General features: G+C 40.3%; 20 protein-coding genes and 3 pseudogenes. 20 read left to right on the top strand and 3 right to left on the bottom strand.

Annotated features, from left to right (window positions below; translation table 11 throughout):
• Positions 1–634: pseudogene (locus tag ADH90_RS02990) on the bottom strand (IS110 family transposase); the annotation flags it as partial.
• Between the two features lie 3 nt (positions 635–637).
• Positions 638–790: pseudogene (locus ADH90_RS11790) on the bottom strand (ISL3 family transposase); the annotation flags it as partial.
• Between the two features lie 164 nt (positions 791–954).
• Here ADH90_RS11790 and ADH90_RS02985 point away from each other — a divergent pair.
• The 17 genes from ADH90_RS02985 (at position 955) to ADH90_RS02905 (ending at position 18,941) form a co-directional block, all read left to right on the top strand.
• Positions 955–2,106 carry an iron-containing alcohol dehydrogenase gene (locus ADH90_RS02985; RefSeq protein WP_000190424.1) on the top strand — a complete coding sequence of 384 codons (1,152 nt, stop codon included), beginning with the start codon at positions 955–957 and terminating at the stop codon, positions 2,104–2,106.
• A 184-nt stretch (positions 2,107–2,290) separates the two neighbouring features.
• Positions 2,291–3,562, top strand: a complete 1,272-nt coding sequence (locus ADH90_RS02980; RefSeq protein ID WP_049529895.1) for a glycosyltransferase — start codon at positions 2,291–2,293, stop codon at positions 3,560–3,562.
• Positions 3,562–4,542: an NAD-dependent epimerase/dehydratase family protein gene (locus ADH90_RS02975; protein ID WP_049529894.1), complete on the top strand. Its 981-nt coding sequence runs from the start codon at positions 3,562–3,564 to the stop codon at positions 4,540–4,542. Before ADH90_RS02980 ends, ADH90_RS02975 begins: the two co-directional genes overlap by 1 nt.
• Positions 4,517–5,332 carry an MBL fold metallo-hydrolase gene (locus ADH90_RS02970; protein WP_049529893.1) on the top strand — a complete coding sequence of 272 codons (816 nt, stop codon included), beginning with the start codon at positions 4,517–4,519 and terminating at the stop codon, positions 5,330–5,332. Before ADH90_RS02975 ends, ADH90_RS02970 begins: the two co-directional genes overlap by 26 nt.
• A complete protein-coding gene (locus ADH90_RS02965; RefSeq protein ID WP_049529892.1) occupies positions 5,310–6,572 on the top strand; it encodes a F390 synthetase-related protein in 1,263 nt (420 codons plus the stop codon). The genes ADH90_RS02970 and ADH90_RS02965 overlap by 23 nt, the downstream gene beginning before the upstream one ends.
• 14 nt (positions 6,573–6,586) lie before the next feature.
• On the top strand, positions 6,587–7,531 hold the full coding sequence (locus ADH90_RS02960) for a 3-oxoacyl-[acyl-carrier-protein] synthase III C-terminal domain-containing protein (protein WP_049529905.1): 945 nt from the start codon (positions 6,587–6,589) through the stop codon (positions 7,529–7,531).
• 188 nt (positions 7,532–7,719) lie between these two features.
• Positions 7,720–8,184 carry an IS200/IS605 family transposase gene (tnpA, locus tag ADH90_RS02955; protein WP_049529891.1) on the top strand — a complete coding sequence of 155 codons (465 nt, stop codon included), beginning with the start codon at positions 7,720–7,722 and terminating at the stop codon, positions 8,182–8,184.
• A gap of 274 nt (positions 8,185–8,458) precedes the next feature.
• Positions 8,459–9,991 (top strand): cardiolipin synthase, encoded by a 1,533-nt coding sequence (cls, locus tag ADH90_RS02950; protein WP_049529890.1) that lies wholly within the window; start codon positions 8,459–8,461, stop codon positions 9,989–9,991.
• Between the two features lie 284 nt (positions 9,992–10,275).
• Positions 10,276–10,566, top strand: coding sequence for a thiamine-binding protein (locus tag ADH90_RS02945; RefSeq protein ID WP_049529889.1), 291 nt, complete (start codon positions 10,276–10,278; stop codon positions 10,564–10,566).
• On the top strand, positions 10,529–11,287 hold the full coding sequence (locus ADH90_RS02940) for an ABC transporter permease (protein ID WP_080982612.1): 759 nt from the start codon (positions 10,529–10,531) through the stop codon (positions 11,285–11,287). The genes ADH90_RS02945 and ADH90_RS02940 overlap by 38 nt, the downstream gene beginning before the upstream one ends.
• Before the next feature lie 36 nt (positions 11,288–11,323).
• Positions 11,324–12,331, top strand: coding sequence for an ABC transporter substrate-binding protein (locus ADH90_RS02935; protein WP_049529888.1), 1,008 nt, complete (start codon positions 11,324–11,326; stop codon positions 12,329–12,331).
• Complete coding sequence (locus ADH90_RS02930) at positions 12,331–13,059, top strand: ABC transporter ATP-binding protein (RefSeq protein WP_049529887.1); 729 nt, start codon at positions 12,331–12,333, stop codon at positions 13,057–13,059. The genes ADH90_RS02935 and ADH90_RS02930 overlap by 1 nt, the downstream gene beginning before the upstream one ends.
• Before the next feature lie 117 nt (positions 13,060–13,176).
• Entirely contained in the window at positions 13,177–13,635 is a 459-nt protein-coding gene (locus ADH90_RS02925) for a CtsR family transcriptional regulator (protein ID WP_049529886.1), read from the top strand.
• 6 nt (positions 13,636–13,641) lie between these two features.
• Positions 13,642–16,074: an ATP-dependent Clp protease ATP-binding subunit gene (locus tag ADH90_RS02920; RefSeq protein WP_049529885.1), complete on the top strand. Its 2,433-nt coding sequence runs from the start codon at positions 13,642–13,644 to the stop codon at positions 16,072–16,074.
• Between the two features lie 247 nt (positions 16,075–16,321).
• Entirely contained in the window at positions 16,322–17,380 is a 1,059-nt protein-coding gene (locus tag ADH90_RS02915; protein WP_049529884.1) for an AAA family ATPase, read from the top strand.
• Between the two features lie 9 nt (positions 17,381–17,389).
• A complete protein-coding gene (gene pnuC, locus ADH90_RS02910; protein WP_049529883.1) occupies positions 17,390–18,166 on the top strand; it encodes a nicotinamide riboside transporter PnuC in 777 nt (258 codons plus the stop codon).
• A gap of 1 nt (position 18,167) precedes the next feature.
• Positions 18,168–18,941: an NUDIX domain-containing protein gene (locus ADH90_RS02905; protein ID WP_049529882.1), complete on the top strand. Its 774-nt coding sequence runs from the start codon at positions 18,168–18,170 to the stop codon at positions 18,939–18,941.
• 356 nt (positions 18,942–19,297) lie between these two features.
• On the opposite strand, the gene ADH90_RS02900 is transcribed toward ADH90_RS02905, so the two are convergent.
• Positions 19,298–19,528, bottom strand: coding sequence for a hypothetical protein (locus tag ADH90_RS02900; protein ID WP_049529881.1), 231 nt, complete (start codon positions 19,526–19,528; stop codon positions 19,298–19,300).
• Between the two features lie 282 nt (positions 19,529–19,810).
• Here ADH90_RS02900 and ADH90_RS02895 point away from each other — a divergent pair, with 282 nt between their 5' ends.
• The 3 genes and pseudogenes from ADH90_RS02895 to ADH90_RS10595 form a co-directional block, all read left to right on the top strand.
• Positions 19,811–20,500, top strand: a complete 690-nt coding sequence (locus ADH90_RS02895) for a hypothetical protein (protein ID WP_049529880.1) — start codon at positions 19,811–19,813, stop codon at positions 20,498–20,500.
• A 211-nt stretch (positions 20,501–20,711) separates the two neighbouring features.
• Positions 20,712–21,398 carry a DUF1275 family protein gene (locus tag ADH90_RS02890; RefSeq protein WP_049529879.1) on the top strand — a complete coding sequence of 229 codons (687 nt, stop codon included), beginning with the start codon at positions 20,712–20,714 and terminating at the stop codon, positions 21,396–21,398.
• A 331-nt stretch (positions 21,399–21,729) separates the two neighbouring features.
• Positions 21,730–22,638 (top strand): annotated as a pseudogene (locus ADH90_RS10595) (reverse transcriptase domain-containing protein); the annotation flags it as partial.
• Between the last annotated feature and the right edge of the window lie 25 nt (positions 22,639–22,663).

Below are 22,663 nucleotides of genomic sequence, written 5' to 3'. Positions count from 1 at the left end.
GATTGGTAGACTGAAAGCGACGAATATCTCCCAATTCGCCAATGATAGATGTCGCTGTGGTTTCTGCGATGCCAGGAATTAACCGTAAGATATCATACTCTGGTAAAGGCTGAGCTAGAGCTACCATGTCGTTTAAGACAACTTGTCTGCGTTCAGAAAGACGAAGCCATTCTTGGGCATAGTAACGAACCTCTTCAAGCATTGGAGAGGTTTTCTTGACCGCACAAAAAGATTGTTTAGCGAGTTTTATAAGTTTATCAGTCAGGTAAGCAATACGCTTTTCAGAGATGCGTTTGGAAGTAGATTGACGGATAATCTCACACAAGTCACTTTGAGATAGGCTTAATACAAACTCTTTGCATGGGAAAGCCATCACTAAGTTCCAATATTGTTCTCCAGTTGGTGTGGATAAGAGATTTTCCCATTCAGGAAAGGTGACTTGAAGGACCTTGTGCAGACGGTTTTTAGCTCGAACAAGATCTTCAGTCATATTTTGATAGAAACGGCTTAAATCAGGCAGGTGTTGATAAATTTCTTCCTGCACGCAAGTTGGTTTACGATTGTGCACAAGCTGAGATTTAGCCAACTTTTCAGCGTCAATTTTATCTGTTTTACGAACTCGCAGACTGTCCAATTACTTCATTTGACTTTCGCAATCCGGACAAGATGTGGCATTGTAATCCAGTTTAGCGATGATGTCCTTGTGAGTAACCATATTGATGATATCTAGAATCTTGATGCTTTGGTCTTTGATTTCGAGTAGTTTTGTGATAAAATGTAATGGTTCCATATGAATCTTTCTAATGAGTTGTTTTGTCGCTTTTCATTATAGGTCATATGGGACTTTTTTCTTATGAAAATGTGTTAAAAAAATCACAAATATTTGAAAAAATAGAAAGTATATTATATAATTAACTTAAATATATAGCGTGAAAGACGCAAGGAGGAAAAAATATGGCAACATTTTACGTTCCAGCAGTTAACCTTATTGGTAAAGGTGTGGTAAATGAAGTTGGGCCTTATGTTAAGGAGTTGGGCTATACTAAGGCTCTTTTGGTGACAGATAAGTATATCGAATCAAGTGATATCTTGCCAAAAATTTTAAAACCTTTAGATGATGAAGGGATTGCTTACGTTATCTTTAGTGATGTTGAGCCGAACCCTACTTGTAAAAATGTTATGGATGGGGTTGCTGCTTTGAAAGAGCATAACTGTGACTTTATCATCTCTGTCGGTGGTGGCTCTCCACAGGATGCTGCTAGCTGTATTTCTGTAATCGCGACTAATGGTGGTAAGCCACAGGATTATGAAGGTTTGCATAAGTCTGCTCAAAAAGGCCTTCCTGTTGTAGCTATCAATACTACTGCAGGTACATCAGCAGAAATTACCATCAACTACGTTATCACTGATGAAGAACGTAAGGTTAAAATGGTAATGGTTGATAAGAACAGTCTTGCTCTTCTCTCTGTTAATGACCCTGAATTGATGGTTTCAAAACCTCAAGCTTTGACTGCTGCTACTGGTATGGATGCTCTTACTCACGCTGTTGAAGCTTTGGTAACACCAGGTGCTTATGATGTGACTAAGAAACTCTCTATCGGAGCTATCGAGCTAATCAAAGAATATCTTCCACGTGCAGTAGAAAACGGTCACGACATCGAAGCTCGTGAAGGTATGGTTAATGCCATCTTCCTTGGAGGAATGAGCTTTAACAATGCTGGACTTGGTTATGTTCACTCAATGGCTCACCAATTGGGTGCTGTCTATAACTTGCCTCATGGTGTTTGCTGTGCCATGCTTTTGCCAGTTGTTGAGCGTGAAAATGCCAAACGTGTACCTGTAGCCTTCCGTAATGTTGCTAAGGCCTTGGGTATGCAAATCGAAGGAAAATCAGATGAAGAATGTGCTGCTTATGCTATTTCTGAAATTGAAAAACTTTCTGAAACTGTCGGTATTCCTAAGAAACTGACTGAACTTGGTATCGAAGAAAAAGACTTTGACTTTGAATACCTTTCTAAGAATGCCTTGATTGATGCTTGTGCACCAGGTAATCCATTCATGCCAACTTTGGAAGAAACCATTGCTTTCTATAAGGAATTATTCTAAGCAAAGCTACTTTGGAATTTTTTAGGGATAGTAAATTTAAGATTCTTACATTACGAATTCCTCCCGAATATTCAAATAATGTACTAGGGAATCAAATACTATTCCTATGATTTAAAACCAATAATATTTAAGAAGAACTATCCTTGCGATAGTTCTTTTTTGGAAAATTTGATATGCTAGGATTATGAAGAAAATCAATATCGATGTTGTGATTGTTCCTTTAAGTGGACATTTGTATCCAACCATGAATTTACTTGCACCACTATTACAAAATCCTCAGTATGAGATACGTTTATTTACAGGTCCCCAGAAAAAGGCTGTTGCAGAGGCGGTTGGTTTTCAAGTTCTTCCCATTTTAGAAGGACACGTAAAGGAATTTGAAAAAGCTGCCAACAATAAGGAGCAGTTAGGAATTTTTTCAGCCTATCGGCAGTTGTCTGCTAGTCTTGATTTGATAAACCTAGTTTCGGACCAATTAATCCAAGAATGGACAAATCATCGTCCGGACATTGTCATAGTGGACTTTATCACACTATCTGGTGGACTTGTAGCTGAGCAGATGGGGATTCCGTGGATAACAACTATGGCGACCCAGTTTGCGATTGAGACGACAGAGGGACCTCCTTGTTTCTTTGGAGGAATGGGGACTCCCCGGAATAGCTGGCAGGTTTTACAACAGTTTCTTGGAAGAAAAATAACTCATTTGGGAAAACGGATAGTAACTTTTTTATTACGAGACCGCTTAAGGCGTTATCATTTTAAACTTTACAATCAGAAAGGACAAGAGACTATTTATTCTCCCTATTCTATCTTAGGTATTGGGATGAAAGAAGTGGAGTTGAAGAAAGGATTTCCAAAACACTACAAGTGGGTTGGTCCTTCTGGAGCTTCTGTTGAGGCTGTAGAGGATTATCCATTAGATTTATCGGCTTTTCCCAATCGCAAGAAGGTTTTGGTAACTTGTGGGACGCAACTAGCTTGGGCCAAAGATAATCTAATCTATCAAACTAAGCAACTAGCTAAAGCACATCCTGATTTTCACTTTTTTGTGACTCGTGGAGTTGGTGGACAACCTTTCAAGTGTGAGAATCTGATGGAGAATCTTTCCGTTGTTTCTTATCTTCCTTACAAGGAATACATTCCTCAGATGGACTATGTCATTCATCATGGTGGAGCAGGTATCTTTTATCAGTGCATTATTTATGGCAAACCTGCTTTGATATTGCCTCATGACTACGACCAATTTGATTATGCTGTTCGGGGTGTGGAAGCGGGTGTTGCTTATACAGCTAAAAGAGATAATAGCAAGGAGATTGGGCAGGCCTTTGATAGGCTATTGGCTAAAGAAAATTGGCCAGAATTGGAGAATCTCCGCCAAGTCGCACAATCTTATCATCCGACAGAAATATTGGAAGGTGAAATCCACCGCCTGTTAGCAACTAAGGAGAAAGAGTGATGAAAAAAGTATTAGTTACAGGAGCCACTGGTTTTCTTGGAAAATATGTTGTTAAAGAACTAGTTGAGCATGGTTACCAAGTGCGAGCTTTTGGTAGGAACAGTAAGGTAGGTCGCTCCTTGGAAAATTCTTCGGTCAGTTTTTTTCAGGGTGATTTGACCAAAGCTGATGATGTGCTAGAGGCTTGCAAGGGGATGGATCTGGTCGTTCATGCGGGAGCTCTGTCAACAGTTTGGGGTCCGTGGGAAGATTTTTATCAGGCCAATGTTTTAGGAACTAAATATATTCTCCAAGCTTGTCGTCAAGCTGGGGTTCAACGTTTGGTGTATGTGTCCTCACCCAGTATTTATGCTGCACCCAAAGACCAACTTGGTATTAAAGAAACGGATGCTCCAGAGGAAAATAATCTCAATAACTATATCCGTAGTAAATTGGCTTCGGAGAAACTCTTTAAAGATTATCCAGATGTTCCGAGTATCATCTTGAGACCTCGGGGGCTTTTTGGGATTGGGGATACCAGTATTTTGCCACGTGTGATCAATCTTAGTCAAAAAATAGGAATTCCTTTGATTGGAGATGGGCGCCAGCTCATGGACATGACTTGCGTGGAAAATGTTGCTCTGGCAATCCGTTTGGCAATAGAAGCTCCAGAAGCCAAAGGTGAGGTTTATAACATTACTAATGGTGAACCGAGGGCTTTTAGAGATTTGCTAGAGGAAAGTTTGACAGGTCTGGGTTATCCAATCAAATATAGAAAAATTCCAGCATCTCTATTATCGGGAATTGCTAGTAGTTTAGAATTTCTATACAAGACCTTGAACCTTAAAGAGGAGCCCCCTCTAACTCGATATACCTATTACTTGCTTCGTTATAGTCAAACTTTGAATATTAGCAAGGCTGAGAAGGGCTTGGGTTATCATCCGAAAATTAGTATTTCAGAAGGGATTGAGCAATATGTCCAAGATTATCGAAAGCATTGAGTATTTCCCAGCAGGATATTGTACTAGTTATGCTGGTTTGCTATTTAAGGGTGTCAAAAATAGAAAGATGACTTTCCCAGCAGGTGTCTTTTTAATTAAGCATAGAGAAAAGGGTTATCTGCTTTATGATACTGGTTATCACTATGATATTAAGAGGAAACTTCGTTATGGCTTGTACCGTCTAGGAACGCCTGTTCAAATGACGGACAAGGATCAGATTTTACATTTGCTGAAGGCTAAAGGAATTAAACCAGAAGAAATTAACTATGTCTTGCTGTCTCATCTACATCCAGATCATTTGGGAGGGGCTAGCTTCTTTCCGAATGCAAACTTTATTCTGACCCAGGAAGTCTATGATGTTTATAAAAAACCAAAACTAAAAGATTTAATTTTTAAAGAATTTTTGCCGACTACTTTTGAGGAAAGGTTGACTGTTATTAAGGTGGATCAGCAAAATGCTGACTTTAAGTATCGCCCTACCATCGATATTTTTGGAGACGGAAGTATCCTTGTAGCTTCGATAGATGGGCATGCCAGGGGGCAAGCTTGTCTCTTTATTCCAGACTATGATCTCTTTATTGCAGCCGACCTTTGTTGGGGAATTGACCTTTTACCCTATACGAAACAGATGCATCTGATTCCTTCCTTGGTGCAAGATAGTAAGGCTGACTATATCAGAGGAACAGAGCTCTTGGAAGAGGTTTTAAAGGATGGAATAGAAGTGCTAGTTAGCCATGACCCTGTAGAAAGGATTGAGCGGATTTTATATGAAAAAAATAACCTTTCTTAAAACTTTTTTCCAAACTCGTTGGCTTCATAATTTTAAGTCTAGAGAAGCTTTAGAAAACTATCAGAAAAAGCAACTGGCTGCCTATATGGACTTTCTCAAACGTGAGTCACCTTATTTTAAAAATGGTGTACCTAACGACTTTGATCATATGGATAAGGCTTTTATGATGAGTCATTTCAATGAGCTCAACACCCAAGGAGTGGATCGAGACGAGGCCTTGGCTTTGGCAATCGAAAGTGAAAAGACTCGAAATTTTACAGAGCTTAAAGGAGAAATAGCTGTTGGGTTGTCTTCTGGAACATCTGGACACCGGGGACTCTTTATCACAACTGAAAAAGAGAGAAGTATGTGGGCAGCAGCTATCTTGGCAAAGATGTTGCCCAAGGGCCAACTTTTTGGGCACCGCATAGCCTTTTTCCTGAGGGCGGATAATGAACTCTATCAGACCATCAATACGGCACTTATTCGTTTAGAGTACTTTGATATTTTCAAGAATACAGATGAGCATATAGAGCGTCTCAACAATTATCAACCGACTATTGTAGTGGCACCTGCTTCTATGTTGATTGAATTGAGTAAGCATCTAAAAGATGGAGAGTTAGTCATTCACCCACAAAAAATCGTTTCGGTGGCTGAAATCTTGGAAGATAGTGATAAAGAGCGAATTTTGAGTGCTTTTGAGTTGCCGATTATTGACCAAGTCTACCAGGCAACGGAAGGTTTTCTAGCTTGTACTTGCTCAGCTGGCAATCTTCATCTCAATGAAGATATCATTTTTGTGGAAAAACACTACTTGGATGAACGGCGTTTTTATCCAGTGATTACGGACTTTAAGCGAAGCAGTCAGCCTGTTTATCGCTACCAGCTCAATGATATTTTAGTTGAAAATCCTAATCCTTGCCCATGTGGCTCCCATTACACAAGGATTGACAAGGTCGAAGGGCGTTCTGACGACATCTTCTATTTTGATGGACGAGATGGAGGTCAGGTAACGATTTATCCTGACTTTATCAGACGTTGTATTCTCTTTGTGGAGAATGTTGGAGATTACCAAGTCAAGCAACACTCTGAGAAGTTAGTGGAAGTTTGTTTGAGTCGAAGAGATGAGCAAGTAGAAACAGCGATTACAGAGCAGTTTCGACTTTTGGCGCAACAAAAAGAGTTTAAAGAACCTGAAATACAATTTTCAGATTATCATTGGGATACAAGTCGTAAGCTCAAACGTATCCAACGTTTATGAAAGGACAAAAAATTATGACAGAAGTAAAAAGACATGTAGCAATTGCAGGTTATGGAGTCTGCCTTCCAAAAAATACGATGCAATTTAAAGACCAGACCCGTTATCGTGTGGTTGAAAATGAAGAAACCCAGCTAGATCTAGCAGAAGTAGCGATTCAGCGTGCCCTTGAAAAGGCAAATTTAAAAATCGAAGATATTGATTGCCTGGTATCAGCTAGTGCGGTAGGTGTTCAACCGATTCCTTGTACAGCAGCCTTGATCCATGAGCGCGTGGCAAAAGGGCTCTCTATCCCAGCTATGGATATCAATACGACTTGTACAAGTTTTATCTCTGCTTTATCAACCATGTCACATTTGATTGAAGCTGGGGAATACCGTCGTGTTTTGATTGTATCCAGTGAAGTCGGTAGCTTGGGTCTTAATCCAAAGCAAAAAGAAAGTTTTGAGCTCTTTAGTGATGGGGCAGCTGCCTTTATTTTCCAAAAAAGTAATCAGGACAAAGGAGTTATCGCTAGTCTCCAACGTACTTGGTCAGAGGGGGCTCACGATACAGAGATTCGTGGGGGTTTGACTTCTTATCAGCCAAAAGAGTACTCTGAAGAGACCAAGACAAATTTTATGTTTGATATGAAAGGCAAGAAAATTCTCTTGCTTTCTGCTCGTGTCATCCCAGAAATGTTCCAAGAATTCCAAGAGAAATCTGGTATTTCTAAAGATGCTGTAGACTATATTATTCCCCACCAAGCCAGTCGCGCTCTTCCTTTGGTCATGGGAAAACTGGGTGTAGATGAAGACAAGTACCTTAACCTCGTTACGGATTATGGGAATATGGTCTCCGTTGCGGTACCTTTTGGTTTAGCCTATGCACTCGATCATGGCTATGTAAAAGAAGGAGATACCATCTTCTTGATGGGAACTGCAGCTGGTATGACGGTCAATATGTTGGCTTTGAAATTGTAAAATAGGAGCAGGCCTAGATACGAGGCCTGCTCTTTTAATTATGTGACTTTCAGTCCGTCTCGCTCCGTTAGGTGCGAGACAAAAAAACCACCCGCTATGCGGGTGCGCGTCGAAGGATATACCCAAAAAACTCCAAACGCGATACAATAAAGGTGTTCAAGCCAATTGTAAAGCGAAAGGAGAAAAATATGGCACAAAAGGCTCATAGTTTATCGCACACAAAGTGGCATTGTAAGTATCACATTGTGTTCACCCCTAAGTATAGACGAAAAGTGATCTATAATCAATATCGAAGTAGTTTGGGAGAAATATTCCGCCGATTATGTAGTTATAAAGGTGTTGAGATTATCGAGGGCCATTTAATGCCTGATCATGTACATATGTTAGTCAGTAATCCACCGAGGATAAGTGTTTCAAGTTTCATGGGTTATTTAAAAGGTAAAAGTGCACTCATGATGTTTGACAAACACGCTAATCTCAAGTACAAGTTTGGGAATCGGCATTTCTGGGCAGAAGGTTACTATGTGAGTACAGTAGGGCTTAATGAAGCCACAATTAAGAAATATATTCAAGATCAGGAAAAGCATGATATAGCACTAGATAAATTGAGTGAAAAAGAATATGAGGATCCCTTTAGGGATAGTGGTAAGTAATACTCACGCCTCTTTAAGAGGCAAGTGACGAGTCAAGAGCAATGAGGCTTGAACAACGTGAAAGCCAGCGTCTTTAGGCGCTGGCTGGTGATTTGGGCTTGTAGCCCTGGTTCAAACCACCCGTTAGACGAGTGGTCATGATTGATTTTATAGATAGAACCATCGGCCTATACAGAAAAAACTTGATAAGTTTTATGAAACTAAGTATACTAGAAGGTAACAAGCGTTTTCAGATGGTATATTAGGGAGTATACTTAGAAATTGAGAGGGAGAGATGGGAATAAGAAAATTTCGATTATTGATGTCCAAGTATGGCTTTAGTATTGCGATTATTTTGATAGAATTATTTCTTGTTTTCGGAATTATTCTTTACATGAGCCAGATTGCTCCGATTATTTGGGTGACTCTTGTATTTTTGATCAGCGTTGCAACTGTTATAGCGATTGTGAATCGTTCGATGACACCTGAAAGCAAAGTGACTTGGTTGATTGTGACCTTTGTGCCGGTATTTGGTCCACTGCTTTATCTCATGTTCGGTGAGAGAAGACTATCAAAAAAAGAACAGAAACAACTCCAGGAGTTGAATTCTATTGCCTTTCATGAGAATCAGGGGCACCAACTCCATCTGCAGTTGCAGGAAACAGATAAATCTGCCTACGGGATCATCAATGCCTTGCTACATATGGATAGTAATGCAGAGGTTTATGACCATACAGACTCACAATTCTTTGCTAATGGAAAAGAAATGTGGCAACAGATGCTGGAGGATCTGAAGAGGGCTGAAAAATTTATTTTTCTAGAATACTACATTGTCGACGAAGGTTTGATGTGGGATAGTATGCTTGAAATTCTTGAAGAAAAAGCTGCTCAGGGAGTCGAGGTCAAGATGCTCTACGATGATATTGGTTGTATGGTGACTTTGCCTGGGGATTATACCGTTCATTTGCGTTCTAAAGAGATTGATGCTCATAAGTTTAATAAGGTGATTCCTCGTATGACAGTGGCCTATAATAACCGTGACCACCGAAAAATATTAGTCATTGATGGGCAGATTTCCTATACTGGTGGGATCAACCTTGCAGACGAATACATCAATCAGATTGAACGTTTTGGACACTGGAAAGATAGTGGGATTCGGATAGACGGTCCGGCGACTCAAGCCTTTACCAGACTATTTCTCATGAACTGGTACATCAACCGTGGAGAAATTAGTGATTTTGATCAGTATCATTTGGAAAATCAGACACGACCAGGTGGTGGTCTTTGTATCCCGTATGGAAGTGGCCCTAAGCCTATCTATAAAATGAAGGTGGGTAAAATCGTCTATCAAAATCTGATTAATCAAGCGGAAGATTTTGTCTATATCACCACGCCTTATCTCATTATTGATTATGATTTGACAGAGGATATAAAAAATGCAGCCATGCGAGGTGTAGATGTGAGAATTATAACTCCATTTATCCCAGATAAAAAGCTCATCCAGTTAGTAACTCGAGGGTCTTATCCTGATCTTTTGTCTGCTGGTGTACGTATCTATGAGTATACTCCTGGTTTTATCCATAGTAAGCAAATGATTGTTGATGATCGATTTGCGGTTGTTGGAACCATAAACCTTGATTATCGCAGCTTGGTTCACCACTATGAAAATGCAGTTTTATTGTATGAAACATCATCCATTGCAACTATTCGCAATGATTTTAAAGAAATTTTTGAAGAGTCGCAAGAAATTTTTCCTGGAACAATCAAGCCTACTTGGTATCAAACATTAATCAAAGAAGTAGCTCAGTTATTCGCCCCTATGCTTTAATTGAAAGAGCTAGTTCATCTGTATAATTAGAGAAAGAGACGGTTTGCCGTCTCTTTTTCTGTAAGCAGTTTCCTTGACATCTTGTTTGTTTTGCGTTATCATATGTCCATATAATATATGGGAGTCTGTGTACAGTCTGAGAGGAAGTGTTAAACTTCGACCGCACCTGATCTGGGTAATGCCAGCGTAGGGAACGATACTTGGCCTAATTTTGCACCTTTTTCATATATGAAAGAGGTTTTTCTTTTTTACAAAGAAAAACTGTAACTTAGAAGGAGGATTTAATGAAAGCAAGCATTGCTTTACAAGTCTTACCCCTATCGCAGGGGGTTAACCGGATCGCTATTATCGATCAGGTTATTGCTTATCTGCAAGCTCAGTCCGTGACCATGGTGGTGACACCCTTTGAAACGGTCTTAGAGGGAGACTTTGATCAACTTATGCGCATTCTCAAAGAAGCGCTGAAAGTGGCCGGGCAGGAGGCAGATAATGTCTTTGCCAATGTCAAAATAAATGTAGGAGAGATTCTAAGTATTGATGAGAAACTTGAAAAGTATACTGAGACGACACATTAGTCTATTGGGTTTTCTAGGAGTCTTGTCGGTCTGGCAGCTAGCAGGTTTGCTTAAACTTCTCCCCAAGTTTATCCTGCCAACTCCTCTTGAGATCCTCCAGTCTTTTGTTCGTGACAGAGAATTTCTTTGGTACCATAGTTGGGCAACCTTGAGAGTAGCTTTACTAGGTTTGGTGCTGGGTGTCTTGATTGCCTGTATCATGGCCGTCCTTATGGATAGTCTGAGTTGGCTCAATGACCTGATTTACCCCATGATGGTAGTTGTCCAGACCATACCGACCATTGCCATAGCCCCTATCCTAGTTTTATGGTTGGGTTATGGAATCTTGCCCAAGATTGTATTGATTATCTTGACGACGACCTTCCCTATCATCGTCAGTATTTTAGATGGTTTTAGGCATTGTGACAAGGATATGCTGACCTTGTTTAGTCTGATGCGAGCCAATCCTTGGCAAATCCTGTGGCATTTTAAAATCCCTGTCAGCCTGCCTTACTTTTATGCAGGGCTTAGGGTCAGTGTTTCCTACGCCTTTATCACAACAGTGGTATCTGAGTGGTTGGGAGGCTTTGAAGGACTAGGTGTCTACATGATTCAGTCCAAAAAACTGTTTCAGTATGATACCATGTTCGCGATTATTATTCTGGTATCACTGATCAGTCTTCTGGGTATGAAGCTAGTCGATATCAGTGAAAAATATGTGATTAAATGGAAACGTACTTAAAAGAAGCGTTTTGGAAAAAGAAAAGAGGAAATAAAAATGAAGAAAACATGGAAAGTGTTTTTAACGATTGTAACAGCTCTTCTAGCTGTCGTGCTTGTGGCTTGCGGCCAAGGAACTGCTTCTAAGGATAACAAAGAAGCAGAACTCAAAAAAATTGACTTTATCCTGGATTGGACACCCAATACCAACCACACAGGGCTTTATGTAGCCAAAGAAAAAGGTTATTTCAAAGAAGCTGGAGTGGATGTTGATTTGAAATTGCCACCAGAAGAAAGCTCGTCTGACTTGGTTATCAATGGCAAGGCACCGTTTGCTATTTATTTCCAAGATTACATGGCTAAGAAATTGGAAAAAGGGGCAGGAATTACTGCCGTTGCAGCGATTGTAGAACACAATACATCAGGAATTATCTCTCGTAAGTCTGACAATATCAATAGTCCTAAAGACTTGGTTGGGAAGAAATATGGAACTTGGAATGACCCAACAGAACTTGCTATGTTGAAAACCTTGGTAGAATCTCAAGGTGGAGACTTTGACAAGGTTGAAAAAGTACCAAACAACGATTCAAACTCGATCACTCCGATTGCCAATGGCGTTTTTGACTCTGCTTGGATTTATTATGGTTGGGACGGTATTCTTGCTAAATCTCAAGGAGTGGATGCCAACTTTATGTATTTGAAAGACTACGTCAAAGAGTTTGACTACTACTCACCAGTTATCATCGCTAACAATGATTATTTGAAAGATAATAAGGAAGAAGCTCGTAAAGTCATCCAAGCTATCAAAAAAGGTTACCAATACGCTATGGAGCACCCAGAAGAAGCTGCAGATATCCTGATCAAGAATGCCCCAGAACTCAAAGATAAGCGTGATTTTGTCATCGAATCTCAAAAATACTTGTCAAAAGAATATGCAAGCGACAAGGAAAAATGGGGACAATTTGATGCGGATCGCTGGAATGCCTTCTACAAATGGGATAAAGAAAATGGGATTCTCAAGGAAGACTTGACAGATAAAGGATTTACCAACGAATTTGTAAAATAATGACAGAAATTAGACTAGAACATGTAAGCTATGCCTACGATGATGAAAAGATTTTAGAGGATATTAACCTACAAGTGACTTCAGGTGAAGTTGTCTCTATCCTAGGCCCCAGTGGTGTAGGGAAGACTACCCTCTTTAACCTGATTGCAGGCATTTTAGAAGTCCAGTCAGGTAGAATTGTGCTTGATGGGGAGGAAAATCTCAAGGGGCACGTGAGCTATATGCTACAAAAGGATCTGCTCTTGGAACACAAGACGGTACTTGGCAATATCATTTTGCCCCTCTTGATCCAAAAGGTGGATAAGGCAGAAGCTGTTGCGAAAGCAGATGAAATCCTTGCTACCTTTCAGTTGACGGCAATACGGGACAAGTATCCTCATGAGCTTAGTGGTGGGATGCGCCAGCGTGTGGCCTTACTTCGTACCTATCTTTTTGGACATAAGCTCTTTCTTCTAGATGAGGCCTTTAGTGCCTTGGATGAGATGACTAAGATGGAGCTCCACGCCTGGTATTTGGAGATTCACAAACAGCTAGGCCTGACGACACTCATCATTACGCATAGTATCGAGGAGGCCCTTAATCTTAGTGACCGTATCTATATCTTGAAAAATAGGCCTGGTCAGATCGTCTCTGAAGTCAAACTCGACTGGTCTGAAACCGAAGACAAGGAAGTTCAAAAAATTGCTTATAAACGCCAAATCTTAGCGGAATTGGGATTAAATAATTAGAAAGACAGGGAGTTGGTGAGGATTGTTCATTACCAGCCCCTTTTTCTTTTAAAAAATCGAAAAATTCGGTATAATAGTCAAAGATAGTCAAGGTTTAAAGAAAGAGGTGGGTTTGTAATGAGATTTAAAAATACATCGGATCATATTGAGGCCTACATCAAGGCAATTTTAGATCAATCTGGTATTGTGGAGTTGCAACGGAGTCAGTTAGCAGATACTTTTCAGGTTGTTCCTAGTCAGATTAACTATGTGATCAAGACACGCTTTACGGAAAGTAGAGGCTACTTGGTTGAAAGTAAGCGAGGTGGCGGAGGTTATATTCGCATTGGTCGAATTGAATTTTCCAACCATCATGATATGCTTCGAGATTTACTGTATTCGGTAGGTGAAGAAGTTAGCATAGCTATCTTTGAAGATGTTTTAAGACTCTTGTTTGAGCAGGATTTGGTGACCCGTCAGGAGATGAATCTATTATTAGCGATGGCGACAGACCGAGTTTTAGGCGATGATGCCAATCTTATCCGTGCCAATATGCTTCGGCAGTTATTACAAGAGGTAGATAGAAAAGGAAAATAGAACTAAATGAAATATTCAAAAGCATTGAAAGAATGTATAGAAAGTGCCTTTCTGGTCGCCAGTCATTTTGGGGCAGAATACCTAGAGTCTTGGCACCTATTGATTGCTATGGCCAATCATAGTTACAGTGTAGCTGGGGCGACTTTAAACGAATTTCCATATGAGATTGATCGTCTGGAGGAAGTTGCTGTAGAGCTGACTGAAACAAAGTATAGCGATAAGGAAAATTATCAGGAGCTTCCTTTTTCCCACCGTTTGAAGGTATTGTTGTTGGAAGCAGAGCACGTTGCTTCTGTTGTGCATGCCAAGGTATTGGGAACAGAGCACCTTCTTTATGCTATCTTACATGATGGCAATGCCTTAGCTACTCGAATTCTGGAAAAAGCGGGCTTTTCTTACGAAGATCAGAAGGATCAAGTCAAGATTGCTGGACTTCGTCGTAGTCTTGAAGCGCGTGCTGGTTGGACTAGAGATGACTTGAAGGCCCTTCGTCAACGCCATCGTACGGTAGCGGACAAGCAAAATTCTATGGCTAATATGATGGGTATGCCTCAGACACCAAGTGGAGGTTTGGAAGATTATACGCATGATCTTACAGAGCAAGCTCGCTCAGGTAAATTGGAACCAGTCATCGGACGTGATCAAGAAATCTCTCGTATGATTCAAATCTTGAGTCGTAAGACCAAAAATAATCCAGTTCTAGTTGGAGATGCGGGTGTGGGTAAAACAGCACTGGCACTTGGCCTTGCACAACGTATTGCCAACGGGGATGTGCCAGTTGAAATGGCTAAGATGCGAGTTTTAGAGCTTGATTTGATGAATGTGGTTGCGGGGACTCGTTTCCGTGGTGATTTTGAAGAACGTATGAACAATATCATCAAAGATATTGAGGAAGATGGCAAGGTCATCCTCTTTATCGATGAGCTTCATACCATTATGGGTTCAGGAAGTGGGATTGATTCGACCTTGGATGCGGCCAATATCCTAAAACCTGCCTTGGCGCGTGGAACTCTGAGAACTGTCGGTGCGACTACTCAGGAAGAGTATCAAAAGCACATCGAAAAAGACGCAGCTCTTTCTCGTCGCTTTGCAAAGGTGATGATTGAGGAGCCAAGTTTAGCAGATAGTATGGCTATTTTGCAGGGCTTGAAAGCAACCTATGAGAAACACCACCATGTCCAAATTACAGACGATGCAGTCGAAACAGCTGTCAAAATGGCACATCGTTATTTGACGAGTCGTCACTTGCCAGACTCAGCAATCGATCTTTTGGATGAAGCGGCAGCAACAGTGCAAAATAAATCGAAACACGCTAAACAAGAAGAGTCAGGTTTAACACCAGCTGATAAGGCCTTGATGGATGGAAAATGGAAGCAAGCAGCTCAACTCATTGCAAAAGAACAGGAAGTACCTGTTTATAAAGATGTAGTAGAAGAATCTGATATTTTGACCACCTTGAGTCGCTTATCAGGAATTCCTGTTCAAAAATTGACACAAACAGATGCCAAGAAGTATCTCAACCTTGAAGCTGAACTGCATAAACGTGTGATCGGACAGGAACAGGCTGTATCTAGTATCAGTCGTGCTATTCGCCGTAATCAATCTGGTATTCGTAGTCATAAACGTCCAATCGGATCCTTTATGTTTCTAGGACCAACAGGTGTTGGTAAGACCGAATTGGCCAAAGCCTTAGCAGAAGTCCTCTTTGATGACGAATCAGCCCTTATCCGTTTTGACATGAGTGAGTATATGGAGAAATTTGCAGCTAGCCGTCTCAACGGAGCTCCTCCAGGTTATGTAGGTTACGAAGAAGGTGGAGAGTTGACCGAGAAGGTCCGAAACAAACCTTACTCAGTTCTGCTCTTTGACGAGGTTGAAAAGGCGCACCCAGACATCTTTAATGTGCTCTTGCAAGTCTTGGATGATGGTGTCTTGACAGATAGTAAAGGTCGCAAGGTTGACTTCTCAAACACCATCATTATCATGACATCAAACCTTGGTGCGACAGCTCTTCGTGATGATAAAACAGTTGGATTTGGAGCTAAGGATATTCGTTTTGACCAAGAAAATATGGAAAAACGGATGTTTGAGGAGCTGAAAAAGGCTTATCGTCCAGAGTTTATCAACCGTATTGATGAGAAGGTAGTCTTCCATAGCTTGTCAAGTCAAGATATGCAGGAAGTAGTTAAGATTATGGTCAAACCATTGATTGCAAGCCTGGCAGAAAAAGGAATTGACTTGAAACTCCAAGCATCTGCCCTAAAACTTCTAGCTCAGCAAGGCTATGATCCAGAGATGGGGGCTCGCCCACTACGCAGAACTTTGCAAACAGAAGTAGAAGACAAACTAGCAGAACTTCTCCTAAAAGGTGAATTGGAAGCTGGTAAGGCTCTGAAGATTGGTGTCAAAGCTGGTCAATTAAAATTTGAGATTGTTTAAAATTGTGAGGTTGGAACAGATTGTTTCAGCCTCTTTTTTGAAAAGTTATTGCCCAAATAGCTACTTGGATTGTGCATTTATTTTAAGGATTTTAAAACAGAATTCTCCTGATCAGGTTTTGCATATCAAGTAAAAAATTCTTATCATGTAGCAATGTTTTTATAAAAAATAATAAAAAAGTGTTGACAAACAATAGAAGGAATAGTACGATATAAAATATAAAAAATTATAAAAAGGTTGAAAAGACATGAAAAAAAAGATAGCATTGGTTTTTGGAACCTTTGCTCCCTTGCATCAGGGGCATATTGATTTAATCCAAAGAGCAAAACGTCAATGTGATGCTGTATGGGTGGTGGTTTCAGGTTATAAGGGAGATCGTGGTGAACAGGTGGGGCTTACACTACAAAAGAGATTTCGCTATATTCGTGAAGCTTTTCGAGATGATGAGTTGACCTCTGTTTGTAAACTTGACGAAAGCAATATTCCACGCTATCCAATGGGCTGGCAGGAGTGGTTGGATCAGATGTTGCAGGCCATTTCCTATGACCAGACTAGTGAGGAGCTTATCTTTTTTGTAGGAGAGTCTGAATACCAACAAGAATTGTCAGAACGTGGTTTTGAGACTGTTCTACAGGAAAGAAACTTTGGAATTTCGGCTACCATGATTCGAGAAAATCCAAGTAAATATTGGAAATATATCGCTCAACCTTTCCGCCGTCAGTTTACGAAAAAAGTGTTGATTATGGGAAGTGCTAGTAATGGTAAAACAACTCTAGCCAAGGATTTAGCTCGCTTCTATGATGCGCCAGTCAGTCTGGAGTATGCTCGTGAGTATCAGATAAAAAATAATGTCAGAGATGATGAGCTTACCCCCAAAGATTATTATTACCTTCTTTTGGGCCAATATGATCAAACTTCCAAGTTAATCGATAGTAATGCCAATCGAGGCTTGGTCATTGCAGACACCAACTCATTGGTAACCAAGGGCTACTACGATTACTACATGGAAACTGAAGAGCAGGGGGATTTGTCCGTAGAGACCTTTGATAATCTCTTTGTTTCCATCTTAGCCAAGGAAAAGTGGGATTTAATTCTTTTTGTGCAACCTGTCGGCTCTTATGTCAATGATGGTTTTCGAGACATGACCATGGCAGAAGACCATATCCGTCATAGTTTTTCTCAGCATTTGGATATGATGAGGGAGCAATATCTAGCTAATATTCCTCATGTTTATCTAGCGGATGATTATCTAGGAAATTATGAAGCAGCAAAAGTAGCTATCGATGCTATTTACCAAGCAGATTAGGAGAAGAAAATGAAAAAAATAACTGAAAAAATCACTAGATTTATCGCAAACTTTAAAAATGTTCATGCAGAAGCTCGTAAAATTGGTTTTGCAGGAGTTATGCGTTTGCTTTGGAATGACCTCTTTGTGGGACGCAGTCTTTTCCAATGGCTCTATTTGATTGTTTTATCAAGTGTTCCTCTTATTCTGGAGTTTACACAAAACACGGAAAGTCATGACTGGGTTGGTCTCTTAGCCTCTTGGACAGGGATTGTCTGCGTTATATTGGTTGCAGAAGGTCGAGCTAGTAACTACCTTTTTGGTGCTATTAACTCTGCTATCTACTTGGTATTAGCCATGGATGCCACTTTCTATGGTGAAGTATTGACTACAGTTTATTTCTTTGTGATGCAGCCTATTGGTCTCTATACTTGGTTGTCTAATCGTATCAATGAGCAAGGAAAACCAGAAGAATCCCACTTTGAAGCTAAGAAACTTGGCCTGATTGATTGGCTCAAATATTTGGCTTTGACTGCTATCATCTGGATTGGCATGGGATTAGCCTACCAAAGTATCAGCAGTGCTCGTCCTTTCCGTGACAGTGTTACCGATGCGACCAATGGTGTTGGTCAGCTCTTGATGACACGTCTTTACCGTGAGCAATGGATTTTCTGGATTGCAACCAATCTCTTTAGTATCTACCTCTGGTGGGGTGAAAATATCCATATCCAAGGAATGTACTGGGTCTACACCCTCAATAGTCTAGTCGGTTGGTACCAATGGACTAAGGCTGTCAAGGAGGGATAAGATGACTGAAACGATAATCCCGGCTGGAATGACAGAGAGAGAATATTTTGAGATTCATGCGACTGAGAAGGAATTTTTAGACTGGTACTGCAAACAGGATCTTCCTCAGTATGAAAAACCAAGCGTGACGGTGGATATGGTAGCTTATTGCTTTGTGGAAGGGAAAATCAAACTTTTGCTAATTCGTCGCAAGGCCCATCCTTATCAAAACTGTTTGGCTTTGGTCGGTGGTTTTATGGATAAGAGCGAAGATGCAAGGCATGCTTGTCAGCGTGAAGTGAGAGAGGAGGTTAACCTCGACCTTCCTTTGGAAAAAATCGAGCAGTTGATGACAGTATCTACTCCAGGTCGTGATCCACGGGGCTGGACGGTTACTATCGCCCATTTGGTGTATCTACCTAGCCGCGCACTTGATCTCGTTCAAGCTGGAGATGATGCCAAGGATGTGGTTTTTGTCGATGTCGATTTTCAGACGGGCAAGTGCTTCCTAGAGGGACTAGAGCTGGGGGAGCGAGCCTTCGCCTTTGACCACTATGCCATTATCCAAGAGTCTATTAAACGAATTCAAGGACGTCTTGACTGGAATCCGACCTTCCTCTATCTGCTAGAGGAGGAATTCACTGTCTATGAAGGAACCGAATTAGTCAATCTCATCAACCCAGGACGACCAATCGTCAGCAATAACTTTCTAGTTAAATACGGTGAATATGTAGAAGAAGTTGGGCTCAAACGAGTGCCTAAAAAGAAACCAAGAAAAACCTATCGATTAAAATAAAAAGATTGGGGACCGAAATCGATAGACCAAGTCTTGGTTTCCTAGTTTCAGTCCTGAGAAGTTTCAACAAGTCCGATGGCTGGTTGAGCTTGAGAATAGAGAAAATACAGTTTGTGTCAAAAGTCAATTCAGCCATCGTGTCAAAGACTTATTAGTCATAAAAAAGCGAGAGGCTGGGACAAAAGTCCTAGCCTCTCAATTGTCTTTGGATTGTCGAGCAAGACGCAGTGGTTGAGTGGACTCTACTACGCTGATTTCATCAGCTTTTACAGCCCTACTCAACTGTGCGGAGGTGAGACGACGAAATCGAATTCTAACGAATTACCGATTTCTGTCCCACTCTCTCTTTTTGACTACTAAGGATGTTTATCTTTATTAGAATTGCTCATGATTCGAATGAATAAATCTTTGTATTTATATTTTAAATAGGTTTCGTGTAAATACAATAAAGCTACATAGACAATCATGAAAATGGCAGTTAAGTAGAACAAATCAAATGTTGTTTGAGCGTAATGAGTAGCACCCCCATAAGAACAGAAAGCAGCTAAAATCAACCAAGGAAGATACTTGTAATAGTTTCTTAACATATGCCTACCCCTCCAATATCCTATTTCAATTTTATTATAGTCCTTTAAGAAAAAAATGCAAGCGATTACACTTTTAAAATATAGCATCTTCAATAGGAAAAATTTTCCTGTTTTTTAAAATCTTTTACGAATAAAAGATATAGGGAGGGCAAGGAAATAAATGTACTAAAAAATAATTCTAAAAAATTTTAGATAAATAGTTGACAGATTCAAAAACAAATATTACAATAATGTTACAAAAATATTTCTTAACATTTCAAAAATGTTACAAAGGAGCATAAAATGAAAAATAAAACTTCTATCAAATTAATGGCTGCAACTGTACTCGCTTCAACATTACTATTGGGGGCTTGTGGTAATAAGAAAGAAAATACCACAAGTGATAGTTCTAGCAAGACAACACAAGCATCTTCTAGTTCTAAGGCAAGTTCTTCAAGTAAAGAGAGCAAGACTCAGAAGTCCTCAAGTTCAGCTTCATCAGAAAAAGCTAAGTCTTCTTCTGATCAGTCAGCGACTACTGCTAACCAATCGCAAGCAACACCGGCACCAGAAACAAAACAAAACCAAGAATCTTCTGCTAAACAAACCCCTGCACAGGTCCCATCCAATCAACAAGGAACACAAGCAAAAACGAATCAGTCAACTTATGATCCAGCAACTGATCGCAAACTCCAAGACAAGCAAGCAGAGCACAACAAACGTTACAAGGGAGTTCTAACCATGGTGGATAGAGATTTCTCAGCTGCAGCGGGGAATTGGAAGGGTGCGAATGGTGAAACTATCACTGTTTCATCAGCTGGTCAATTTACAGTAGAGTCTGCTGATGGTAAGAAAGAAAACTACTCTATCCAAAGCTATTCTTATACCCTTGATGATGGGAAATACAATGCGGAAGTAGGTGGTGGAAAAGTCATCCAAATTACAACAGGTGCAGATGGTACTGTTTCAAGTGTTACTTTGATTAAGCCATAGACTTCAGTACAGAAATAATTTGTTTAAAAATAGTTCAGTTGATGAGTACCTACAGCATTTGAAGTTGATAAGACGTCATAAATGAACTCCAGAGATGAGACTAACTGAGGAGTATATGTAATCATGTCTACCTGAATTGACCGTTTTCACTTAGTTTCTTTCAGAGAAAGTGGTATAATGAAAAAATCAAAGGGAAACGAGTGAAGAATAAATGGCGGATAAATTAATTTTACCTCAAAATACACGACTCATGGGAGTATTTCTTGGCTTTATAGGTGGTTCTTTGGATGTGTTCTGTCATATCCAGTACCATAGTTTGGTGGCGACACAGACAGGGAACATTCTCCTACTGATATCAGATTGGCACGATTCACATGTCATCAATACCATGTTGAGATTCTGTTCTATTATATTCTTTTCCCTAGGATTTCTTTTTGCCTTACACATGAAAGAATACCGTAAAACAGCCTATTGGCGGGTTAAGATGCTGCTTCCCTTATTTATTGGGACTCTTGTTCTTCCCTTCTTTTCCCGATTTCCTTTACTAGAAGTTCCTTTTATTGCTTTTGGAACAGGTATGATGATGCTAACATTTACGGGTAGCTTGATTGAAGATCATCCCTATGTCATTTTTATGACGTCTGGAAATTACCGAAAGATGTTGACTGCTTTGTATCGCATCGTTAGAGGAGAAGGAGATGTTCAAGAATATCGTCGTCAAGCCTTGAACTATGGCATTGTAGTAGGCAGTTTCGTAGTTGGGGCCATTAGCTTGGCTGTATCTATGCATTTTCTCCATGAATGTTCTATTTGGATTGTCAGCTTCAATCTGTTTTTGATCATGTCCTACTATATTGCTAGAGTGAAGCAGCTAGATTTGCAAGATGAAAATATATAAAAAACGGCAGATCTCAATTTAAGGGATTTGCCGTTTTTGGTACGATAGACATGTTGTACATCTGAGGTGGAAGTTCCTCGCTACCAGTGAACTCAATAGTGATTCCCAAGCCTGACTATCGTGAGGTAGCGGATTAAAACGGTCTGGTGATAGAGCGTTTTAAGTCTGATGTTTGAAATAGGAATCGTCAGAGGAAGGGATGGCGAAATCGTGGCTCTACGAACACAAGGCATGTATAGTGGATAAGGGGGTGCAAACTCTAAAGTCCAAATAGGGAGATGTAATCTATATATGTAAATCACGAGAGTAATTGAATTCGGACTAAGATTTTTGTGAAAAAGTCATCATGAAATTCTTAGAGTACCTAAATGGATATAGACCTAGGGAAATTTTTCGATACAGTTCCTCAAGATAGATTGACATCTTAAGTGCACAACATTATTGAAGATGGGGGTACGGCATCCTTGATTCGTAAGTATCTTCATTCGGGTGCGGTTATTAATGGTCAGCGTAATAAAACGCTAGTTGGCACGCCACAGGGAAGAAATTTATCTCCTATCTTATCCAATGTCATGCTTAATGAATTGGACAAGGAATTAGAAGAGAGGGCTTTAATTTGTATGCTACGCAGATGATTGATTGTGTGATTACGGTCGGAAGCGAGGCAGCCGCTAAGCGTGTGATGTATTCAGTCAGTCGTTTTATTGAGAAACGACTAGGTTTGAAAGTAAACATGACCAAGACTAAGATTACCAGACCAAGCGAGTTGAAATACTAAGGTTTTGGGTTTTAGAAATCATCAGTTCGTTGGGAAAGTTGTTCTCATCAAGATAGTGTTAAGAGATTTAAGTGTAAGTTGAAGAAACTAATACTGAGAAGTGGAGTATAGACTGAACGAGACGTATTGAGCAACTGAATTTGTCCATTCGGGGATGGAGAAACTATTTCTCATTGGGAAATATGAAGCGCATAGTAACCAGCATAGATGAGCGCTTGCGTACTTGCCTACGCGTGATTATCTGGAAGCAATGGAGGAAGAAATCTAGGCGACTAAGGGGCCTACTTAAGTTAGAGGTTCCTAAATGGATAGCAGATAAGGTATCTGTCTGGGGTGACCACTATCAATCAGGGCTCAGAGGTCGGTACTTAAACGCGATATATCAAAACCAGTCCTCGAAAACGTGGACTGGTTTCTTACTTGCTTTACTACCTTGAACGGCATGCCTTAAAAGTTAGTTGAACCACCGTATGCCGAATGGCACGTA

The organism is Streptococcus pseudopneumoniae, assembly GCF_001073085.1.
GTDB classification, from domain to species: domain Bacteria; phylum Bacillota; class Bacilli; order Lactobacillales; family Streptococcaceae; genus Streptococcus; species Streptococcus pseudopneumoniae_M.
Note: the sequence above shows the minus strand (reverse complement) of the source record. Positions and strands in the feature narration are given on the sequence as shown.